This window comes from Longimicrobium sp. (genome assembly GCF_048594345.1).
Lineage (GTDB): Bacteria > Gemmatimonadota > Gemmatimonadetes > Longimicrobiales > Longimicrobiaceae > Longimicrobium.
In genome coordinates this window covers 35,962-55,680 of the sequence record NZ_JBMDXM010000226.1, presented here as the reverse complement: position 1 = coordinate 55,680, position 19,719 = coordinate 35,962, and the positions used below count along the sequence as shown (strand labels likewise).

Here is a 19,719-nt window from a genome sequence, read left to right as displayed (position 1 = left end):
GCTCACCCGCGGAAAGGGGATCGAAGTTCTCCCCTCTCCGTGAGGAACGAACGGGGAGGGGCCGGGGGAGGGGCACCGCGCGGCGGCGGACCAGCGCGGACAACACCACGGGAGGCGGAATGCGGGGCGACAAGGACGGGGCGCGGGGCAGGGAGGGACGCGGCGAATGCTGACGCTGATCGAAGGCGGGCGCGTATACGACCCCGATCCGCGCGGCGTGCAGTCGGTGCTGCTGGCCGACGGACACGTGGGCAAGGTGGGCGACATCAACCGCAAGGCGCTGGAGTCGCTGGGCGCGGAGTACCAGATCATCGACGCCAGCGGCTGCATCGTGGTCCCCGGCCTGATCGATCCCCACATCCACCTGCTGGGCGGCAGCGGCGAAACCGGCTTCAGCACGCAGACGCCGGAGTTCTTCATCAGCGAGATCGTCCGCTTTGGCATCACCACCGTGGTGGGCACGCTGGGCGTGGACACCACGATGAAGACCATGCCCGGGCTTCTCGCCAAGGTCAAGGCGCTCAAGGAGCACGGGCTTAACGCCTTTTGCTGGTCCGGCGGCTACGACGTCCCGCCCGAATCCATCCTGGGCACCGTCCGCGAAGACATCATGTTCATCGACGAGGTGATCGGCGCGGGCGAGGTGGCCATCAGCGACGAACGCGCGCTGGAGCCCGACACCCGCGACCTTGCCCGCACCGCCACGCATGCGCACATCGGCGGCATGCTGGCGCGCAAGGCGGGGCTGATGCACGTGCACGTGGGCGAAAGCAAGCGGCGCCTGGAGCCCCTGCGCAAGGTGTTCGATGAACACGACGTGGCGCCGTGCTGGGTGTACGCCACCCACATCGAACGCACCGAAGCGCTGATGGATGAGGCCATCGAGCTGGCCAGGCGGGGGATGCCGTGCGACATCGACGTGGTGGAGCGCGACCTGCACCGCTGGCTACGCCACTGGCGCAAAAACGGCGGCCCTACGGATCTGCTCACCGTCTCCTCCGACGCGTCGATGACCAGCCCGGCCGGCGTGTGGATGCAGCTGCGCGACTGCGTGCTGAACCACGGCTTCACCCTGGAGCAGGTGCTGCCGCTGGCCACCCGCAACACCGCCCGCATCCTCAAGCTGCGCGAAAAAGGCGAGCTGCGGAAAGGGTGCGCCGGCGACATCCTGCTGCTGCAAAAGGATACGCTGGAGATCGTCCACGTCTTTTCCCACGGCAAGGTGGTGGTGCAGGACGGCGAGGTGGTGGAGACGGAGGCGTGGCTGGAGGATTCCGATCGCCACATCCACCTCATGGGGACAAAGGACGAGGAGTGACCGGTGTGAGCGGGATCGGCGCGACCCTCGGGGCCCTCTCCCCCGACCGGCCTTTTGCTCGTTCCTCGCAACGGCGGTTGACCCTTCCCCCAACTTCGGGGGAGGGGTGGTGACGGAAGGTTTTCTCGCGCTTCGACCCGCGGAAACGGGATCGAAGTTCTCCTCTCCCCCCTGCAGTTCGGGGGGAGAGGCCGGGAGAGGGGGGCGCCCGCGGACGAAGTTCGATCCTGTTCGACGTCACCCGAATCCAGCGGCAACATGCAGTTCTCCCCTCTCCGTGAGGAACGAACGGGGAGGGGCCGGGGGAGGGGCACCCCGCCGACACAGTTCAGTGCTGGTGAGCGAGCCGCGGATACACACAACGGAGGGCTGAATGCCGGGTGGCGAAAACAAGGTGGAGGCGCGGGCCAGGGAGGAGCAGATGCGGACGGAGCGCGACGAGCTTCCCGCCCGCGGCGCCCGCCTGCTGGTGATTGGCGGGGCGGAAGACCCGGACGAGGACGACATGACCATCCTCCCCAGGCTGGTGGAGATGGCGGGCGGCAAGAACGCGCGCATCATCATCTGCTCCTCCCCCTCCGAAAACCCGGAGGAAAAGGTGGATACCTACGGCGCGCTGTTCGAAAAGAAGATCGGGGTGGCGGAGATCATCCCCGCGCCCATTACCGACCGGCACCAGGCCGAGGAGCCGGAGCTGGTCGATGCGGTGCAGCGGGCCACCGCCGTCTTCTTTACCGGTGGCGATCAGCTGCGCCTGACCGCCCTGATCGCGGGGACGGATTTCTGCGAAAGCATCCGCTCGCGCCTGTACGGGGATGGCCTGGTGGTCGCCGGCACCAGCGCCGGCGCCGCCGCCATGAGCAGCGTGATGATCATCGGCGGGCCGGAGAAGGGGACGGTCAAGCGCGAGGACGTGAGCCTGGCACCCGGGCTGGGCTACTGGCGCGACACCGTGGTCGACACGCACTTCAACCAGCGCGGCCGCGTAAGCCGGCTGATGACCATCTTTGCCCACAACCCCAACGTGCTGGGGATCGGCATTGACGAGAACACGGCCATCGACCTGGTGCCCGGCGACCGGTTTACCGTGGTGGGCGAGGGGGTGGTGATGGTGTTCAACGGGCGCGTAACACACAGCAACGCGCCCGATGCCGGCGACGCCGACACGCTGGCCATTACCGACGCCGCGCTGCACACGCTGCCGCACGGCTACGGCTTCAACCTGCGCACCAAGCGCCCCATCCTCCCCTCCGGCGACGAGATCGCCCCCAACCCTCCGCGCTGACGGCGGAACAGCGGTCACGCGGAGGCGCGGAGAAGGCGGAGGCGCGGAGGAAAAGAAAAGGGGACGTGGATGATGAGCATCATCCGCGTCCTCTGGCGTTGTGACGGGCATCGACCTGCGTCCGCGCGGGGTGCCCCTCCCCCGGCCCCTCCCCGTTCGTTCCTCACGGAGAGGGGAGAACTTCGATCCCGTTTCCGAGGGTCAGCCGAAGCGCCCCGCACCCTCCGCCGCCACCCCTCCCCCGAAGTTGGGGGAGGGGTCGACCGCCGTTGCGAGGAACGAGCAAAAGGCCGGTCGGGGGAGAGGGCCCCCGCGGGTCGCGCCACCCCCGCTTCCTTCACCCCTTCCCTTCACCCGCTCACCCGTTCACCCGTTCACCTTCACCCCTTCCCGCGCCGCCCGCAGCAGCCCCCGCAGGCGCAGCTCCGAGCCGGCCTCCCAGTCCGGGGGAATGGGGACGAGACGGAACTTTTCGCCTTCCGTCTCGAAGCTCAGCCAGCCGTGCTCGAAGCCCGGCGCCACGATCTGGGGCTTTTGCGGAAAGGTGTCCCACACGCGCCAGCTGCGTCCCTGCTCGTCCTGGAACTCCCGGTAGGCCATCGCTCGTCTCGTCGGTGCGCGCGGGGCGCGGTCAGGGGTGCAGGTCGGGGTCGGCGGCGGCAACCAGCAGCGCCAGCTTCAGCTGCACGGCGCCGTCCAGCGAGCGCGGGTCCAGCCCCGTAAGGTCGAACACGCGTTCTAGGTGGTTGCGAACGGTGTGGCGGTGCACGCCCAGGCTGGCGGCGCTGTCGGCCACGGACATGTTGCTTGCCAGGTACACGCGCAGCGTTTCCACCACGGCGGGCTGGTCGCGCAGGGGCTCAAGCACCAGCGCCGCCAGGTTGCGCCGGCTGGGGCTGCTGGGGGCAAAGAACGCCGCCGATCCCAGTCCCCGCAGTTCGTGCACCCCGTGCCCCTCACGCAGCCGCGGGCCCAGCCGGGCGGCGTAGATGGCCTCGCGGTACGAGCGGCGCACCGCCAGCACCGGGCTTACCGGCAGGTGCGGCTCGCCGATCCCCACGTGCACGTCGGCCGGGGACAGCTGCGCACGGATGCTTTCCGCCATCTCGCGCAGCCGCGCCTTGGACTCGCGCGGATGGTACTCAGGCAGCACCACCCACTGCGTATCGTCCAGCTGGCCAAACGGGGTGGTGCGCGCGGCGGGGCCCAGCAGGCGTTCCAGCAGTTCCAGCGGATCGGTGGCGATGGCCCGCCCCGCCGGCTGCGCGGGCGCCATCAGCACCACCGCCACGCGCTGCACGCACAGGTTCCAGCCATAGATGGCCGCCACCACCCGCGCGTGCATGGCCTCTTCGCGCGAGCCGCGCAGCAGCCGGTACAACAGCCAGCCGGGGTTGATGTGCTCGCGCCCCAGCGACGAAGCCGCCTCGGCAAAGTCCAGCGCCAGGCCAATGGCCACGGCGCAGGTGCGGGCCAGCGCACGCACCCGTTCCGGCGGCCCGTGCGCCATCAGCACGCCCGCGATGCGCCCCGACAGGCGCACGGGGACAAACACGCCGGGCTCGTCGCCGGGGGCGCTCCACTCGCCACCCGTCTGCAGCGCCTGCCCGTCTTCCAGCACGGGCACCACCCGCCGCTCCACCCGGCCGGCCAGCCGCCCGCCGGTGGAAGCCACTACGGTGCCGTGCAGGTCCGTGAGCGTGAACGGCACATCCAGCTCCGCCGTCAGGCGGTCAAGCAGGTCGCACGCGGGCGCCGGGAGAATTCCCCCTTTGCGTGCAGGGCGGTCCATGCGCTCTTCTTCCCCTGATCCCGGGTCTACGCGGGCCCGAACGCCCGGGCCCGATCCGTTTCCTGCGCCACGCGACACTAGCCCCCGCGCCGCGCGCCAGCAATGGCCCCACGGGCGACGGATGGCGCAATCCCCCTCACCGGAGCGGCGAACCGGCGCGGTGTGACGCCGCCGGCGCGCGCTCGAGGGCGGGCTCGAGGGGAGCAGAATGAGGCGGACGACGCAGCTTCAGGGAACACCTTCATCCAAAGTGCCGTCCGTGTGTTCAGCCGCGCAGATACAGGGGTTTTGGCTTGCTGATCGTCTCACCGGCGGCCGCTTTGGGGGGTGTGCGCGACGCGTGTGCCCAATGTTTGCAAAGGTCCGCCGCCCCCGATCTTTTCGGCGGATGATTCTGGGCCGGGCGCGGGTGCCCGGCCGGCGGTAACCACGAGGCAGGAGGATGCAGGGATGAGGTTGCAGGGATTGATGATCGCCATCGCGGTGGCGGCGCTGCCGATGGGTGCGGCTGCCCAGGACCGTGAAGCGAGCGACGACAACGACCGTGCGGTGCACGCGTTCCTCAGCGCGGTGGACCTGGGCGAGGTGCAGAGCTCCATGCTGGCCACCCAGCGCGCCACCAACGCCGAGGTGCGCAGCTTTGCGCAGAGCATGATCGGGGACCACAGCAACGCGCTGCACACCCGTGAGATGCTGATGCAGACGGAGAACAGCGGCCTGGTGCAGCGCATGGCGCCCGGCCGCGAGCCGGGGGTCATGCCCCACTCCAGCCCGGCGGCCGGCGGCATCGCGGGAACGCCCAACTCGGTGAACGCGGCGGCCGGCGTGCCGGCCTCCAGCGGCGGCAACGGCGCCGAGGTGGCCAGCGGACAGAACGCCCACAGCAGCCCCACGGCCGCGGGCGTGGCCGGGCAGGTGGCGGCTTCCGGCGGCAACGCCCACACCGGTGGCGAGCACGCGGGGCACGGCAACATGCAGGGCGGCAGCGCGCAGGCGAACGGCGCCATGCACGGCGGCATGGCGATGGGCGGACTGCCCCCGGGCGTGACGCCGGCCATGGTGCAGCAGCTCGAGGCCATGCTGGCGGCGCACCCCATGAGCCGTCCGGTGATGGAGGCCAACATGCGCAACATGCAGGTGCTGCAGGGCGTTACGGGCCCGCAGTTCGACAAGTCGTACATGGACGCGCAGATCGGCGCGCACCGCTACGCGCTGTCGAACATCGACCGCATGCTGGCGCAGACCGGCGCGCTGGGCGACGACATCCGCGCCTCGCTGCAGGGCATGCGCACCGCCGTCGCGTCGCACCTGCAGATGGCCGAGCAGATCCGCGGCCGGCTGCAGTGAGGTGAACGGGTGAACGGGTGAACTGGTGAGCGGAATCACTCGTTCATCCTACCTCGCCTGATCGACCGTCTGGATGAAAAGCGTGGCGGCGGTCCCGGGGTCCGCCGCCACGTTCGTCTTTGATGACCCGTTCCGCGCTCCGCCCGCCTCGATCAAACCCCTTCTTCCACGCTCGACATTGTCATTCTTAAGGAGGCGCCTCGCCACACCTGGCCGATGCAGAGAACCCTGGCGCCGGCTGAGAAATCTATGCCCTGCTGCGCGTGATCTGCCGCCGCACGCCAGTCCTTTCCGCACCGCCGATACCGCGAAACCAGCCTTCGGAATTGGATCAGATTTAACCATCTCGAAACGAACTGCGACTTGCGCCGCGTCATCAATCCTTGCGAACGTTCGTTTAAGGAGCTGGGCCCGCGGATGCGGGTGCAGGCCATCGAAGGCCGGGGCGTGACCACCCCGGGCCAGACATTCCACGTTGGTTCAGGAGCCGGGAATGAGGATGACGATCGGAGCACGCACCCTGGCGTTCGCCGCCGCGCTCGCCGCCACGCCGGCAGCCGCGCAAACGGTGACGCCGCAGGAGAACGACCGCACGGTGCACGCGTTCATGAGCGCGGTGGACGTGGGCGAGGTGCAGACGTCCACGCTGGCGCAGGAGCGCGCCGCCAATGCCGAGGTCAAGGCGTTCGCCGCGGCCATGGTGACGGAGCACGCGGCCGCGCTGCACGCGCGCGAGGCGCACGTGGCGGAGGAGGGCACGGGGCTGTTCGAGGGGCAGATGACGCACGGCGCCGCGGCCGGTCCCGCGGGCGGCGACGCGCACGCCGGGCACGGCGCCGCCGCGGCGGCCCTTGCCCCCGCGCAGCTTCAGGCGATGCAGGCCACGCTGCAGCAGCACGCCGCCAGCCGCAATCTGGCGACGGCCGGCGGCACCAACCTGCAGGTGCTGCAGGGCATCAACGGACCGCAGTTCGATGCCACCTACATGGACGCGCAGATCGCCGGCCACCGGTACGCCCTGAGCGCGCTGGACCGCATGATCGCGCAGGGCGGCGTGACCGACGAGATGCTGGCCATGATGCGCGCCACCCGCACCAGCGTCGCCGCGCACCTGGAGCAGGCCCAGCTCATCCGCGGCCGGCTGCAGTAGGTGTGATGGTGTGATGGTGTGATGGTGTGATGGTGTGATGGTGTGATGGTGCGGGCGGCGGATGAATGTCCGCCGCCCGTTGTTCGTGGATGCAGATGACTCGCTGGCGCGACGGGAATCGGACTGCATCCACAGGGGTGCCCCTCCCCCGGCCCCTCCCCGCTCGTTCCTCGCGGAGAGGGGAGAATCGATCCCGTTTCCGAGGGTACGTCGAAGCGCCTCGCGCCGTCCGCCACCACCCCTCCCCCGAAGTTGGGGGAGGGGTCGCCAGCCGTCGCGAGGAACGAGCGAAAGGCCTGGCGGGGGAGAGGGCCCCCGAGGGTCGCGCCACCCTTTCCCCCTTCACGCTTCCCCCGTCCGCCTGCCCTCGCTCTGGACCTGATCCTGCAGCACCGACCGTCTCACGGCCGAACGAAACGACGCGCAGGAGACGACATCCGATGGCCGACGCAACCATGCCCCCGAGCGGCGCCGAGCTGATCGCCGAGCTCAACGACCTGCTGGCGCTGGATCACGACGCGGTGCAGGCGTACTCGCTGGCCATCGGCGCCATCAGCACCGCCGAGTACCGGGAAACGCTGGCGGGATTCCGCGGCGACCACCAGCGGCACGTGGATCAGCTTACGCAGCTCATCCAGAACCATGGCGGCGTCCCCGTGCAGATGCCGCATCTGCCCACCGGCGCCTTCAAGCTGGCCGTGCAGGCGCTGGGCACCCTGGGTGACGACCGCGCCGTGCTGATGACCTTCAAGGCCAACGAGGCGCAGGTGCGCGACAAGTACCGGCGCCACGCCAACCGCCCCCACACCGAGGCCGTCGCCGTCATCCTCCGCGCCGCCGCCGCGGACGAGGAGCGGCACTACACCTGGGCCCAGCAGGCCGTGGAGCACCTGGGCGTGGATCGCGGCGGCCTGCTGGACACCGTGCAGGAGGTCGTCGAGAACGTCCACGCCCGCACCGCCGACGCCGTGGAAGCCGCCGGCCGCCGCGTCGCCGAAGCCGTCGACGGCGTCCGCCCCGGTGGGCCCTCCCCCGGCGGCGCCTGAGAGCGCGCCACCCCCTCCCGCAAACACCGCGGGAGGGGGGACAAACGGCACGGGCGGCGGTGTGTTGCGGAGGATTAGCCTGGATGGTGCGCCGCCAGGTCCGAACGTCCCGGTCCGCCGACCTGCCGGGCCGTTTCGCGCGGAATACTGGGCGCGCACCTGGCCTGCCTTCACGACCGGGCCGCCAATCCACGAAGGTGGATTTCGTGTAGTTGTTGCTGCGAATTTATTCGCCCGTGCCGAGGCGTGCGGATATCTCACCTCGGATGGCCTACCCAACGTGGCCTCCTCCGCACTCTCGCACTCCATCACCCGTTCACCCGTTCACCCGTTCACCCGTTCACCCCTTCACCCGTTCACCCCAGTCTCCCAACTGGCCCACCCCTTGCGGCCCGCCGCGCGAACCGCCGGTTGGACCCATCGCCGGACCACTCACAGAATCCCGTCAGCGAGCCACGATGCCGGAGCAGATCGACGCAAGCCGCAGGGTCATCATCGAGTACGTCGAGCCCGAGCTGGACTGCGGGCGCTACCCCGTAAAGCGCGAGGTGGGCGACACTGTCACCGTGTTCGCCGACATCTTCAAGGAAGGCCACGACGCCATTTCCGCCGCCGTCTGGTACCGCCCGGAAGACGAGGAGACCTGGCTGGAGTCGCGGATGAAGTTTCACGACAACGATCGCTGGACCGGCGCGTTCACCGTGGACCGCAACTGCCGCTGGCTCTTTACCGTGGTGGCGTGGACGGACGTGTTCGGCACCTGGCAGAGCGACCTGCGCAAGAAGTACGACGCGGGCCAGGAGGTGCTGCTGGAGCTGTTCGAAGGCGCGCAACTGGTGGCCGCGGCCGCCAGCCCGCTGGCGGCGGGGCCGGACCGCGAGCGGCTGATGCAGTTTCTGGAAGAGATCGTGGGCGATCCGGGGCTGGCGGCCGGCGGCATCATCCCCCGCGGCGCCTGGGAGACCTTTCGCGCGGACGTGGAGGAAGGGTCGCACCTCACCCTGGCCGAGCGCGTGGCGGCGGCGCTGGACCCCGCGCTGCTGGAGCTGATGGAGCGCTATCCCCTGCGCAACGACCTTACGCGGTACGAGCGCGAGGTGCCCATCCAGGTGGACCGCGTGGCCGCGCGCTTCGCCGCGTGGTACGAGCTGTTTCCGCGGTCGATGTCGGACGATCCGGCGCGCCACGGCACCTTCGACGACGTGATCGCCAAGCTGCCGTACGTGCGCGACATGGGCTTCGACGTTCTGTACTTTCCGCCGATCCACCCGATCGGCTTCAAGTTCCGCAAGGGAAAGAACAACACGCTCAATCCGGGTCCGGACGAGCCCGGCGTGCCGTACGCCATCGGCAGCGAGGCGGGCGGGCACAAGGCGGTGCACCCGGAACTGGGGACGCTGGAGGACTTTCGGCGGATGATCGCCGCGGCGCGCGAGCACGGGCTTGAGATCGCGCTGGACTTTGCCATCCAGGTGTCGCCGGACCACCCGTACGCCGCGGAGCACCCGGGCTGGTTCTACATCCGCCCGGACGGCACCATCATGTACGCCGAAAACCCGCCCAAAAAGTACCAGGACATCTATCCCCTGAACTTTTACGGGGAAGACTGGGAGGCGCAGTGGGCGGAGTGGCGCGACGTGATCCTGCACTGGGTGGAGCAGGGCGTGAACATCTTTCGCGTCGACAACCCGCACACCAAGCCGGTGCAGTTCTGGGAGTGGATGATCCGCGAGGTGCAGCGCCTGCATCCGCAGGTCATCTTCCTCTCCGAGGCGTTCACGCGCCCCAAGATGATGCGCGTCCTCGCCAAGGCAGGGTTCACGCAAAGCTACACGTACTTCACCTGGCGCAACTTCAAGGGTGAGCTGATCGAGTACTTTACCGAGCTCACGCAGGGCTCCATGAAGGAGTACTACCGGGGCAACCTGTTCCCCAACACGCCCGACATCAACCCCGAGTTTCTGCAGCGGGGCGGACGGCCGGCGTTCATGATCCGGGCGATCCTGGCCACTACGCTGTCGTCGGTCTACGGCATCTACAGCGGCTTCGAGCTGTGCGAGGCCACGCCGCTGGCGCCGGGCAAGGAAGAGTACCTGGACAGCGAAAAGTACGAGATCCGCGCGTGGGACTGGGACCGCCCCGGCAACATCCGCCCGCTGATCACACGGCTCAACGAGGTGCGCCGTCAGAACCCGGCGCTGCACGAGTACGACAACCTGCGCTTCTATCCGGCGGACAACGACAACATCCTGTTCTACGGCAAGATGACGGAGGACCGGACGTCGATGGTGTTCGTGTGCGTGAACCTGGACCCGTTCGCCGCGCACGAGACCATGCTGCACTTTCCCCTGCCCGACATGGGGATCGGCTGGCACGACCCGTGGGAGGTGGAGGAGCTGCTGACCGGCCAGCGCTTCTTCTGGCACGGCGGCAGCCAGCACATTCACCTGGAGCCCGGCGCACCGGGGCGGATCTTCCGCGTGCGTGCCTGGCGCAGTTCGGAGAAGGGCTTCGACTACTTCATGGAGCCGACGCTGGTGTAAGGGTACGAAGGTACGAAGGTACGACGGGACGAGGGTACGGTACGTGGCGGCGGGAGCCTTCTCCATGGCTCCCGTCGCCACGTTGCGTAAAGGGGGGCTGGAGAGAAGAAAGGCTTGCAGCACTCGTGTAATGCTAGTACACTAGCATGTGCTAGTGTACTAGCAGGCATTCCCTGCCGCCCCACACCCAGCCTTCCACGCGAAATGATCTCCATCATCCACAGGACGACCGCCCTTCTGGCCGCGCTGCTGCTTGCGGCGTGCACTGGGGGACGCACGCCGTCCGCCGCCTCATCGTCGTCGTCCCTCCCGCCCGCGCTGGCCATCACCAACGTGACGGTGGTGGACGTAGCCGGCGGACCGTCCCGCCCCGGCGAGACGGTGGTCGTCTCCGGCAACCGCATCACCCATGTGGGGCCGGCGGCGGGCACGACGGTGCCCCGCGGCGTGCGCGTGGTGGACGGGACCGGCAAGTACGTGATCCCGGGGATGTGGGACATGCACTCGCACGTCGTGGGCTACGGGCCGACGGCGCTGGAACTGTACCTGGCGCACGGCATAACCGGCATCCGCGACATGGGTGCGGAGCGGTTTGCCGACGCCAGGGCGCTGCGAGACAGCATTGCCGCGGGGCAGCGGCCGGGACCGCGCATGCGCATCGCCAGCCCGGTGGTAGAGAACCAGCGCTGGCTGGCGTGGACCCAGCGGATGAGCCAGCAGGCGGGGACGCCGTGGCGCCTGTACGAGCGCTTTGGCGCCGGGTCGCCGCAGGACGCGGAGCGGTGGGTAGATTCCGTCGTGGCGCTGGGCGCGGACCACATCAAGGTGCGCAACTGGCCTGATACGGCCATCAGCCGCGCATTGATGGCGCGGGCGCGCCAGCGTGGGCTGCAGGTGGCCGCGCACGCCAACGAGCCCTTTCCCCGCACCGGCGTAAGCAGCTACGAGCACGGCATCTGGCCACCCCTGCGTGTCTCCGACGCCGCGCGCGACTCGCTGTGGCGCCACTTTGCGGCCAACGGCGCGTCCGTCGTCCCCACGCTGGTCACCTGGCCCATCCGCCTGGATTCCCCCGACACGCTGCTCGCGAAGCTGGCTGAGGGGCGCGTCGCCGGGCTGTGCTACGTGCCGGCGGACGCGCTGCGGGAGTGGCGGGACCAGCTTGCGGAGCTCAAGCAGGAGAAGGGGCAGATCGACTGGCGCGAGGTGTACCGCGGCGAGGTGCGCAACGTCGCCGAGATGCACCGTGCCGGCGTGCCCCTGATGACGGGAACGGACATCGGCGCGCCGCTGCTGGTCCCCGGCTTCAGCCTGCACGACGAGCTGGCGCTGCTGGTGCGCGACGCCGGGATGACGCCGCCTCAGGCGCTGCAGGCCGCCACCCTGACCCCCGCGCGCGTGATGGGCCTGGCCGACTCGCTGGGGACGGTGGAGGCCGGAAAGCTGGCGGACCTGGTGCTGCTGGATGCCGACCCGCTCGCCGACATCGCCAACACCCGGCGCGTGCACGCCGTGGTGGCCAACGGCCGCTTGCTGGACCGCGCCGCCCTGGACCGCCTGCTCTTCGGCGCCCGCAAAGGCACCCCCGAAGCCTGCGCCCGCGAAGGCGCCGCGGCTGCCGGTACGTGAATCCGGCCTCCTCTCGGCGCCTTCCCACGCCAGGTCATCCTGAGGCTGCGGGAGGCGCCGCGTTGTGCTCTATCGTCGCGGCGTGCCCTGGCGCCGGCCGAAGGACCTTGCCGGCAACCGTGGGGCTGGATCTCTGCCTGGAAACCTGCGCTTCGATCGCCGCGAGAAGGTCCTTCGGTCGCGCGCAAATGTTTGCGTAACTGCAGGGTTGCCGGTGGTGCTCCCTCCGGATGACCGGCTTTTCTGTGTACTTCCGAGGCCTGGATGCCGGATCCGCGGCGGAGGCGTGTGCGACGTGTATCCCCTCTCCCACGCAGTTTGTGGGAGAGGGGCAGGCGAGGAACGAGCCGGGGTGAGGGTCCCAGCGGCGCGCGGCGTGCATCGGCAGAGTGGCGTCCGCTGGATGAACCCGAGAACACGAGACGATACCCGAAATGCGCACGCATCGCTGGATTCCCACGCTGGTCCTGCTCTCCGCGCTTTCCCTGGCCGCCTGCAACGGCGATGACGCCGAGGGGACGGAGCGCGGTGGCACGCAGGTGCAGGACCCCGAGGCCGGTGCCGAGAGCGACGCCGACGGCCGCCCGATGATCGGCAGCGAGTCCGCCCAGCAGCACGGCACCATCGTGAACGACACCGCCCCGCACCGTCCCGGCACGCCTTCGACGCCGTGAGCTGAGCCGAAAGAAGGATCTCACGCGGAGACGCGGAGGGCGCGGAGACGCGGAGAAGTGCGCGCGGTTATTTGCCCGTCTCCCGGCGCAATCTGCCGGAGAGAGGGCGACCGTGAAGGAAATGAACGAGCCCCTGCGGCCAGCCAGGCCGCGGGGGCTCCGTTCGTCATCCACCTTCACCATCACACCATCACACCATCACACCATCACACCATCACACCCGTTCACCCCCTCACCGTCGCGGACTTCGGTTCTGCGCGGGGTTGCTGGGGTTCGTCTGTCCGCCGGCGGCTGGCGTGCCGGTGGCGGAGGGCGCGGCCTCGGCGGGGGCGTTCTGGCCGGGCGCTACGTCGTTCTTGGGCGCGCCGGGCTCCGCCGGCTCCGGACGGCCGGCCTTGGCGGCCTGCGCGGCGGCGGGGTCCGTCACGTCGCCGCGGGCCTGCGCCACCGCCTTGGCGCGCGCCGCGCTCACGCCCTCGCGCTCAAAGCGCTGCAGCCAGCTCATCACGTCCGCGGGGGGCGTGTAGTTCTGCTTGCCCTGCGGCTGCGCCTCGCCCGTGGCCAGCCCGGCGACGATGTGCTCGTAGTTGCTGCCGGGGTGCCAGAGCACCCAGTCTTCCAGCCCCACGTCATACACGCCCTGCTTTTGCTGGCGCAGCTGCTCGGGGCCGTACTTCTGGTGGTTGCGCCCCAGCCACGGCGCGCTGAACGCCTGCAGCCAGGGCATGATGCGCGCGGGCTGCACCCCCGCGTCGCGAAGCTGGTCGCTGCGCCAGCGCGCCATTCCCGCGCTCTTGAACAGCACCTCGTACGGCATCAGGTCCGGCCGCTGCACGCCGGGCAGGTGCGTGGGAAAGTAGTGCGACGGGTACATCATGGGCAGAATGTGGTCGGCGATGGCGCTGATCGTCTCCCACTGCTGCCCGATGTTCACGTCGCCGCCCTCGTTGGGCGACAGGCCGAACACGTCGGCCGTCACCGTGACGCCCAGCGGATGCAGCCGGCGCTTGGCCTCGTTCAGGAACGCGGCGATGGCGTCGGTGCGGTCGCCCTTGGCGCGGGGATGCACCTGGTTGGGAAGCGAGCGGTACGGCTCGGCAAAGCGCACGTAGTCGAACTGGATCTCGTCGAAGCCCAGCCGCGCCACCTCTTCGGCGATGTCGAGGTTGTAGTCCCACACCCGCTCGTCCCAGGGGCTCACCCAGGTGTTCCCCGCCTTGTCCACCCACAGCCCGCCGCTGGGGTTCTTGACCGACCAGTCGGGCTGCGCTTTGGAGAGGATGGGATCCTTGAAGACGACGATGCGGGCGATGACCCAGATGCCATGCGCGTGCAGCGTGTCGGTGAACGCCTTGGGGTTGCGGATGGTGATCTCGCTGTCCTCCGTCATCTCGTTCTGCAGCGTGAGGTTGCTCACGTAGTGCAGTCCCCGCTCATCCTTCACGTCGACGACGAACGCGTTGATCTCCGTCTGGTCGGCGATCTCGATCAGCCGCTTGCGGTGCGTGCCGCTGCCGGCCTTGTACGCGTTCACGTACAGCCCGCGGATGATGGCCGGTGCCTTGGTGCGCGGCGACGGAACCGCCGCCTGCCTGGGTGCACCTGCCGCGCTGTCCCCCGCGGCGGCCGCGGCGCTGTCGCCGCCCTTTGCGGCGCCCTTTTCCCCGCCCGATTCTCCGCCGCACGCGGCCAGCAGCACCGCAAGCGAAGCGACCGCCAGATGGCGGATGGATACGATGGACATGCCTGCCCCGTCTGGTGTTGGAGGGTCCCGCCGAGTTCGCGCGTCAAACTTCGTGCGCGGGGCGGGGGGCGGCAAGGTTCACGCCGAAGGGGCGTGCGGAGAGTGCGAGAGTGCGTTAGTGCGTGAGTGCGTTAGTGCGGAGGACGGAAACGATGGCGGGCTTCGGCGGGGGCCCTCACCCGCTCGCTTAGGCTCGCACCCTCTCCCGCAAGCGGGAGAGGGTATAAACGTCGCAAATTCCGGCGGCGCGAATCCGCTGTTGCGATGCCTTCGACGCACCCACGCCGCGCGCAGGCCCTTGCCGCTTCGAGCGGGTGAAGCCCCGCCGGGCGAGCTCCGCGAGCCCAGGGCGGGGCTTGTGGCCGTCATAGCCGCGGGTTTTAACCCGTGGTGGGCGAGGGACAAGGCTTTCCGCACACGGAAGAGGGCGGCCCCCCACACCGGGAAGCCGCCCCATCCACCGTCATCCATCAACCGTACTTTCGTACTCCGTACTCTCGTACTTCCGCACTCACGCACTCACGCACTTCCCTACCGCCCACCCGGCGTCCAGACGTTGTTCCGCCGGTTCACGTCGGGAAAGTACACCTCGGGATCCAGCTCCACGCGGGCTACCGGGCCATCGACCGGGATGGTCACCGTCACCGAGCGGGTGGAGGGGTTCAGCCACCGCTCGATGGGGATGGTCTCCGTCACCCGCTGTCCGCTGGCCGTCGTGACCAGGATGTCGGTGGGGGCGGGGACCTGGCCCAGGTCGCGCACCGTCACCTGGATGCCGTTCGGGGTCTGCGTCACGCTGCCGATGGTCTGGTCGAAGGTGACCGTGCGGTACCAGAACGGGTAGAAGAACCAGTCCAGGTCGCGCCCCGACACGCGCTCCATGGTGTTGAAGAAGTCCCACGGATAGGGGTGCTTGAACATCCACTCGTTGGCGTACGTGCGCATTGCCTGCGACATCACGCTGTCGCCCAGCACGCGCTGCAGCGAGCGCATCAGCGTTCCCGGCTTGAAGTACGCCGACACGCCGAACGGCTCGCCGAACACCAGGTCGATGTGGCGCATCAGCGGCACCTCGCCCTTGTCGCCGGCGATGTTCAGGTACGCTGTGCGCGGCTGCTCCCACGGGTCAAAGTCGGGGAACAGGTCCTCCACCGCCCGCGACTCGTTGTAGGTGGTGAACCCCTCGTCCATCCACGCGTACGCCGCCTCGTCCTGGCCCACCATCATGGGGAACCACTCGTGCCCCACCTCGTGCGAGATCACCTGGTACAGCTCCAGCCGCGCCGTAGGCCGCCCGATGAAGACGATCATCGGGTACTCCATGCCGTAGATGGGCCCTTCGCTCACCGTGATCTGCGGATACGCGTACGGCACCAGCGCCTCGCTAATGAACTCGGTGCTGTGCTCGCCGAACATGGCCGCCTCGTTCCAGTTGGGCGCGCCGGGACGGAAGAGCGAGTTGACCATCACCGTGCGCCCCGCCACCTGCGCGCGGCGCGCGTCCCACTGGTAGCGGTTGCTGGTGGCCCAGGCAAAGTCGCGCACGTCGCGCGCGGCAAAGCGCCAGGTGACGCTGCCGTTCTCCCCGTTGGTCGTGGCGCCGGTGGTGCCCCACTCGGCGCTGGGAAGGACGGTCACCGTCTCGTTGCCGGCGGCGGCTTGCGCCAGGCGCTGCCGCACCTCGGGGCGAAGGATCTCGCTGGCGTTCACCAGCTCGCCCGTGCCGCCCACCGTCCAGCCCGCGGGAAGGGTAAGCGCCACGTCAAAGTCGCCGTACTCCAGGTAGAACTCGCCGTTTTCGCGGTACGGCGTAATGTCCAGCCCCACCACGTCGTCGTACACGGCGATCTGCGGATACCACTGCGCCACCTGGAACACGCGCCCGCCCAGCGCGTCCTCGAAGCCGGTGCGCGGCGCGTTCATCGGCGGCACGCGGTAGTTCCAGTCGATCTCGAACACCGCGCTGTCGCCCGCCGCGATGGGGCTGGGCAGGCGCACGCGCGAGATGGTGCCCGTGGTCAGGTAGCCAGTGGACGGGCGGTTCTCGCGCTGGTTGGCCTCGTACTGCTGCTGCGTAAGCGGCCCCAGCGGCGCGCCGTTGAAGTTGAACTTGGTAAGCGTAAGGCCGCCGGTGTTCAGCGGGCTGTTGCGCCCGGTGAACTCTTCGGTGAACAGGTTCTGGTACAGGTTGAATACCACCTGCCGCAGCTCGTCGGGAGAGCGGTTGTGGTAGACGATGCGCTCTGTACCCGTGACGCGCCGCGACTCGGGATCCAGCGACGCGTTGATGGAGTAGCGCACCCGGTTCTGCCAGTACCGGGCACCCGGCGCGCCGGTCGCGCTGCGGGTGTTGTTGCGCACGGCCGTCACGTAGCCCTCTTCGGGCTGAATGGTGCGCAGGTACGGACGCCCGGCCGTGTCCAGCGCGGCGCCCTGCGGCAGCGGCGCCACGATGGGCTCGCCGGCGGGGGCGCACGCGCCCAGGAGGAGCGCGGCCAGCAGGGCCGCGCGCTTGATCGAATGGATGGACAACACTGATTCTCCCGGTCTGATGTACGGGACTGCGACCGCGCGAAGGTCTGTCAAAACTCTTGCCACGCCGCGCGCACCGGCGATCTGCCGTCGCGCCGCCCTGCCACGCCGCTCGCGCCGCGTTTGTGACGAACCACCCGTTCCCGCGCCCAGCCCCGCGATGAACCGCAACTCGTTTTGATACAGATGTTTACATCCGTCGGGACTGCCGGTTCCCATCCGCCGCTGGCCCGCGGCGAAGCCCTGGGGAGGGCGGTTCGTCCTTGGTAGACACCCGCGCCGGGCGTTCCCCCTACGGCAGGCGGTCCCGCAGCAGCGCGATCACGGCTTCGGGGTTGTCGGTGTTGATCCAGTGGCCGCCTTCCAGCCGGTGCAGAAACACGCGCCCGTTGGCCGTCCCCGCCATCTCTACCCGCCGCTCCGCCTCTTCGTCCAGCGAGTTGCTTTCCGTCGCCTTGACGATGTGGATCTCCGCCTCGCCCGGCGGGTGCACCAGCGTTTCCCACAGGTCGGTGCGAAAGTAGTCGCGCAGCATCTCCTCCATCACGTCCCAGTCGATTCGCCACCGGTAGCGCCCCTCGGCCGGCTCAAGGTTAATGGCCAGCCACTGCGCCAGCCCCTGCTCGTATCCCGCGGCCTGGATGGCGGCCACGGCTTCGGCGCGCGAGGGGAACTCCGGCGGCAGCGCCCGCATGGATTCGATGATGCGCCACGCGCTCCCCTCCGGCTCGCGCACGGCCAGGGTTGAATCCATCACCCACACCTGCTTGAGCTCCTGGCCGTGGTGCCGCGCGTAGACCAGCGACACCTTGCCGCCGAACGAGTGCCCCATCACCGCCGCGGCGTGAAAGTCCAGGTGCGCCACCAGCCGGTCCACGTCCGCCGCGCTGGCCGCCAGCGTGTGCGGGCCCGCGAACCCGTGCGACTGGCCGTGGTTGCGCAGGTCGACCAGGAGGATGCCCCACTCGGGCCGCGCCTCCACCAGCCGCCGCGCGATGGTGCCCCAGTTGCGGCCGCTGCCGTAGATGCCGTGCAGCATCAGCAGCCAGCGCTGCGGCGTGGCCCCGGCGCCAGTCACGCGCGCGTGGTTGAGGATCGGCTGCTCCTGCGTCGTCATCTCGTCATCCCGTTTCTGAATGTGTCAGGTGCGCGGCATTCTAGCGGATGGACTGTTCGCGCGCGACGGACAGCAAAAGAGGATGAGGTACAGAGGAACAGAGAACGAAAGATAGACGCAGACGAAAACGAGGCGATCCATCATCCCCGCTCTTTTCCTCTGTATCTCCGGTTTTCTCTGTTCCTCTGTACCCAATCCTCGGTTTCGTCCCGTCCGCACACCTGGCAAGCAGAGGTTGACAGACGATGTGGATCCATTTATCTTAGCGCTGTAATTCTTAGCTGATGGGGGTTGGATGAGTCAGGAAACGGAGCGGGCGCTCAAGCTGTGGGTGGTGCTGTCGCGGGCGCACGCCGCCGTGGCCGCGCACTCGCAGGCCGACATCGCCCGCAGCGGGCTGACCCCCGCGGAGTTCGGCATTCTGGAGGCGCTGCACCACAAGGGCCCCATGCTGCTGGGCGAGGTGCAGAAGAAGATCCTGGTCACCAGCGGCGGCGTTACCTACCTGGTGGACCGGCTGGCGGCCAAGGGGCTGGTGGAGCGGCAGCGTTGCGACCGCGACCGGCGCGCCTACTACGCCGCGCTCACCCCGGCGGGCGAGGAACTGATCCGCGAGATCTTTCCCCGGCACGCCGAAGCCATCCGCACCGCGATGGCCGGGCTGACGGAGGCGGAGAAGGACCAGGCGATCGCGCTGATCCGCACGCTGGGCCACCACGCGGCGGATACGGATACGACCAAAGGATGACGGGCTTTCTTGTGCGTGTTTATCTTAGAAATTGAATTTCGTTACAACGCTGTAGCAAGTGCGGCGGCAGATCCGGCCCAATGCCGGCCGCACCATGAGGGACGGGCCAGACCGAAACGGACCAACCGGGAGAACCGACCATGAGCATCGCCGAGAGCACCACCACGACCTGGACCATCGACCCCGCCCATACCGGCGTCGAGTTCTCGCTCAAGCACCTGATGATCAGCACCGTGCGCGGCCGTTTTGGCGCCGTGTCGGGCACCATCGTGCTGGACGAGGCCAACCCGGCGGCGTCGACGGTGACGGCCGAGATCGACGTCACCAGCATCGACACGCGCCAGGAGCAGCGTGACGCGCACCTGCGCAGCGCCGACTTCTTCGACGTGGAGAAGTTCCCGTCCATCAAGTTCACCAGCACGCGCATCGAGCGCGACGGCGACCACTTTGACGTGTACGGCAACCTGACCATCCGCGACGTGACCCGCGAGGTGGTGCTGCACACCACCGACGAGGGCCGCGGCGGCGACCCGTGGGGCGGCCAGCGCGCGGGGTTCAGCGCCACGACCAAGATCGACCGGCGCGACTTCGGGCTTACCTGGAACCAGGCGCTGGAAACCGGCGGTGTGGTGGTGGGCAACGACATCAAGATCACGCTCGAGGTCGAGGCCGTAAAGCAGGCCTGACCTTCGCGGCCGGGCACGGCACAACGCCCCTCTCCGCACGAGCGGGGAGGGGCGCTTTGATGGATAATGCAGGTCACGAATCCGGGCGGGTCCGCACCTTCGAACCCC

Annotated in this window: 15 protein-coding genes; 10 read left to right on the top strand and 5 right to left on the bottom strand. The window is 68.9% G+C overall.

The features are described 5' to 3' along the window. The first annotated feature begins 166 nt into the window (after nucleotides 1–166). Nucleotides 167–1,318 (top strand): amidohydrolase family protein, encoded by a 1,152-nt coding sequence (locus ACOJUJ_RS23965; protein WP_420129448.1) that lies wholly within the window; start codon nucleotides 167–169, stop codon nucleotides 1,316–1,318. Between the two features lie 373 nt (nucleotides 1,319–1,691). Further along, nucleotides 1,692–2,603, top strand: a complete 912-nt coding sequence (locus ACOJUJ_RS23960) for a cyanophycinase (RefSeq protein WP_420129447.1) — start codon at nucleotides 1,692–1,694, stop codon at nucleotides 2,601–2,603. Nucleotides 2,604–2,969: 366 nt separating this feature from the next. On the opposite strand, the gene ACOJUJ_RS23955 is transcribed toward ACOJUJ_RS23960, so the two are convergent. Then, nucleotides 2,970–3,203 carry a hypothetical protein gene (locus ACOJUJ_RS23955; RefSeq protein WP_420129446.1) on the bottom strand — a complete coding sequence of 78 codons (234 nt, stop codon included), beginning with the start codon at nucleotides 3,201–3,203 and terminating at the stop codon, nucleotides 2,970–2,972. A 31-nt stretch (nucleotides 3,204–3,234) separates the two neighbouring features. Beyond that, nucleotides 3,235–4,395, bottom strand: a complete 1,161-nt coding sequence (locus ACOJUJ_RS23950; protein WP_420129445.1) for a PucR family transcriptional regulator — start codon at nucleotides 4,393–4,395, stop codon at nucleotides 3,235–3,237. A gap of 468 nt (nucleotides 4,396–4,863) precedes the next feature. Here ACOJUJ_RS23950 and ACOJUJ_RS23945 point away from each other — a divergent pair, with 468 nt between their 5' ends. From ACOJUJ_RS23945 to ACOJUJ_RS23920, 6 genes are all read left to right on the top strand, one after another. Continuing rightward, nucleotides 4,864–5,742: a DUF4142 domain-containing protein gene (locus ACOJUJ_RS23945; RefSeq protein WP_420129444.1), complete on the top strand. Its 879-nt coding sequence runs from the start codon at nucleotides 4,864–4,866 to the stop codon at nucleotides 5,740–5,742. A gap of 499 nt (nucleotides 5,743–6,241) precedes the next feature. Next, nucleotides 6,242–6,892, top strand: a complete 651-nt coding sequence (locus tag ACOJUJ_RS23940) for a DUF4142 domain-containing protein (RefSeq protein ID WP_420129443.1) — start codon at nucleotides 6,242–6,244, stop codon at nucleotides 6,890–6,892. Nucleotides 6,893–7,332: 440 nt separating this feature from the next. Beyond that, a complete protein-coding gene (locus ACOJUJ_RS23935) occupies nucleotides 7,333–7,938 on the top strand; it encodes a ferritin-like domain-containing protein (protein ID WP_420129442.1) in 606 nt (201 codons plus the stop codon). Between the two features lie 458 nt (nucleotides 7,939–8,396). Further along, nucleotides 8,397–10,481: an alpha-1,4-glucan--maltose-1-phosphate maltosyltransferase gene (locus tag ACOJUJ_RS23930; protein ID WP_420129441.1), complete on the top strand. Its 2,085-nt coding sequence runs from the start codon at nucleotides 8,397–8,399 to the stop codon at nucleotides 10,479–10,481. A gap of 204 nt (nucleotides 10,482–10,685) precedes the next feature. Next, on the top strand, nucleotides 10,686–12,110 hold the full coding sequence (locus ACOJUJ_RS23925; RefSeq protein WP_420129440.1) for an amidohydrolase family protein: 1,425 nt from the start codon (nucleotides 10,686–10,688) through the stop codon (nucleotides 12,108–12,110). A gap of 434 nt (nucleotides 12,111–12,544) precedes the next feature. After that, nucleotides 12,545–12,784, top strand: coding sequence for a hypothetical protein (locus ACOJUJ_RS23920; RefSeq protein WP_420129439.1), 240 nt, complete (start codon nucleotides 12,545–12,547; stop codon nucleotides 12,782–12,784). A 232-nt stretch (nucleotides 12,785–13,016) separates the two neighbouring features. On the opposite strand, the gene ACOJUJ_RS23915 is transcribed toward ACOJUJ_RS23920, so the two are convergent. From ACOJUJ_RS23915 to ACOJUJ_RS23905, 3 genes are all read right to left on the bottom strand, one after another. Then, nucleotides 13,017–14,528 (bottom strand): putative glycoside hydrolase, encoded by a 1,512-nt coding sequence (locus ACOJUJ_RS23915; RefSeq protein ID WP_420129438.1) that lies wholly within the window; start codon nucleotides 14,526–14,528, stop codon nucleotides 13,017–13,019. 531 nt (nucleotides 14,529–15,059) lie between these two features. Beyond that, entirely contained in the window at nucleotides 15,060–17,060 is a 2,001-nt protein-coding gene (locus ACOJUJ_RS23910) for a M1 family metallopeptidase (RefSeq protein ID WP_420129437.1), read from the bottom strand. A gap of 292 nt (nucleotides 17,061–17,352) precedes the next feature. Continuing rightward, a complete protein-coding gene (locus tag ACOJUJ_RS23905; protein ID WP_420129436.1) occupies nucleotides 17,353–18,177 on the bottom strand; it encodes an alpha/beta hydrolase in 825 nt (274 codons plus the stop codon). A 295-nt stretch (nucleotides 18,178–18,472) separates the two neighbouring features. On the opposite strand from ACOJUJ_RS23905, the gene ACOJUJ_RS23900 reads away from it, so the two are divergent. Together ACOJUJ_RS23900 and ACOJUJ_RS23895 are read left to right on the top strand one after the other, a co-directional pair. Further along, nucleotides 18,473–18,925: a MarR family winged helix-turn-helix transcriptional regulator gene (locus tag ACOJUJ_RS23900; RefSeq protein WP_420129435.1), complete on the top strand. Its 453-nt coding sequence runs from the start codon at nucleotides 18,473–18,475 to the stop codon at nucleotides 18,923–18,925. A gap of 140 nt (nucleotides 18,926–19,065) precedes the next feature. Next, entirely contained in the window at nucleotides 19,066–19,611 is a 546-nt protein-coding gene (locus ACOJUJ_RS23895) for a YceI family protein (RefSeq protein ID WP_420129434.1), read from the top strand. The last annotated feature ends 108 nt before the right edge of the window (nucleotides 19,612–19,719 follow it).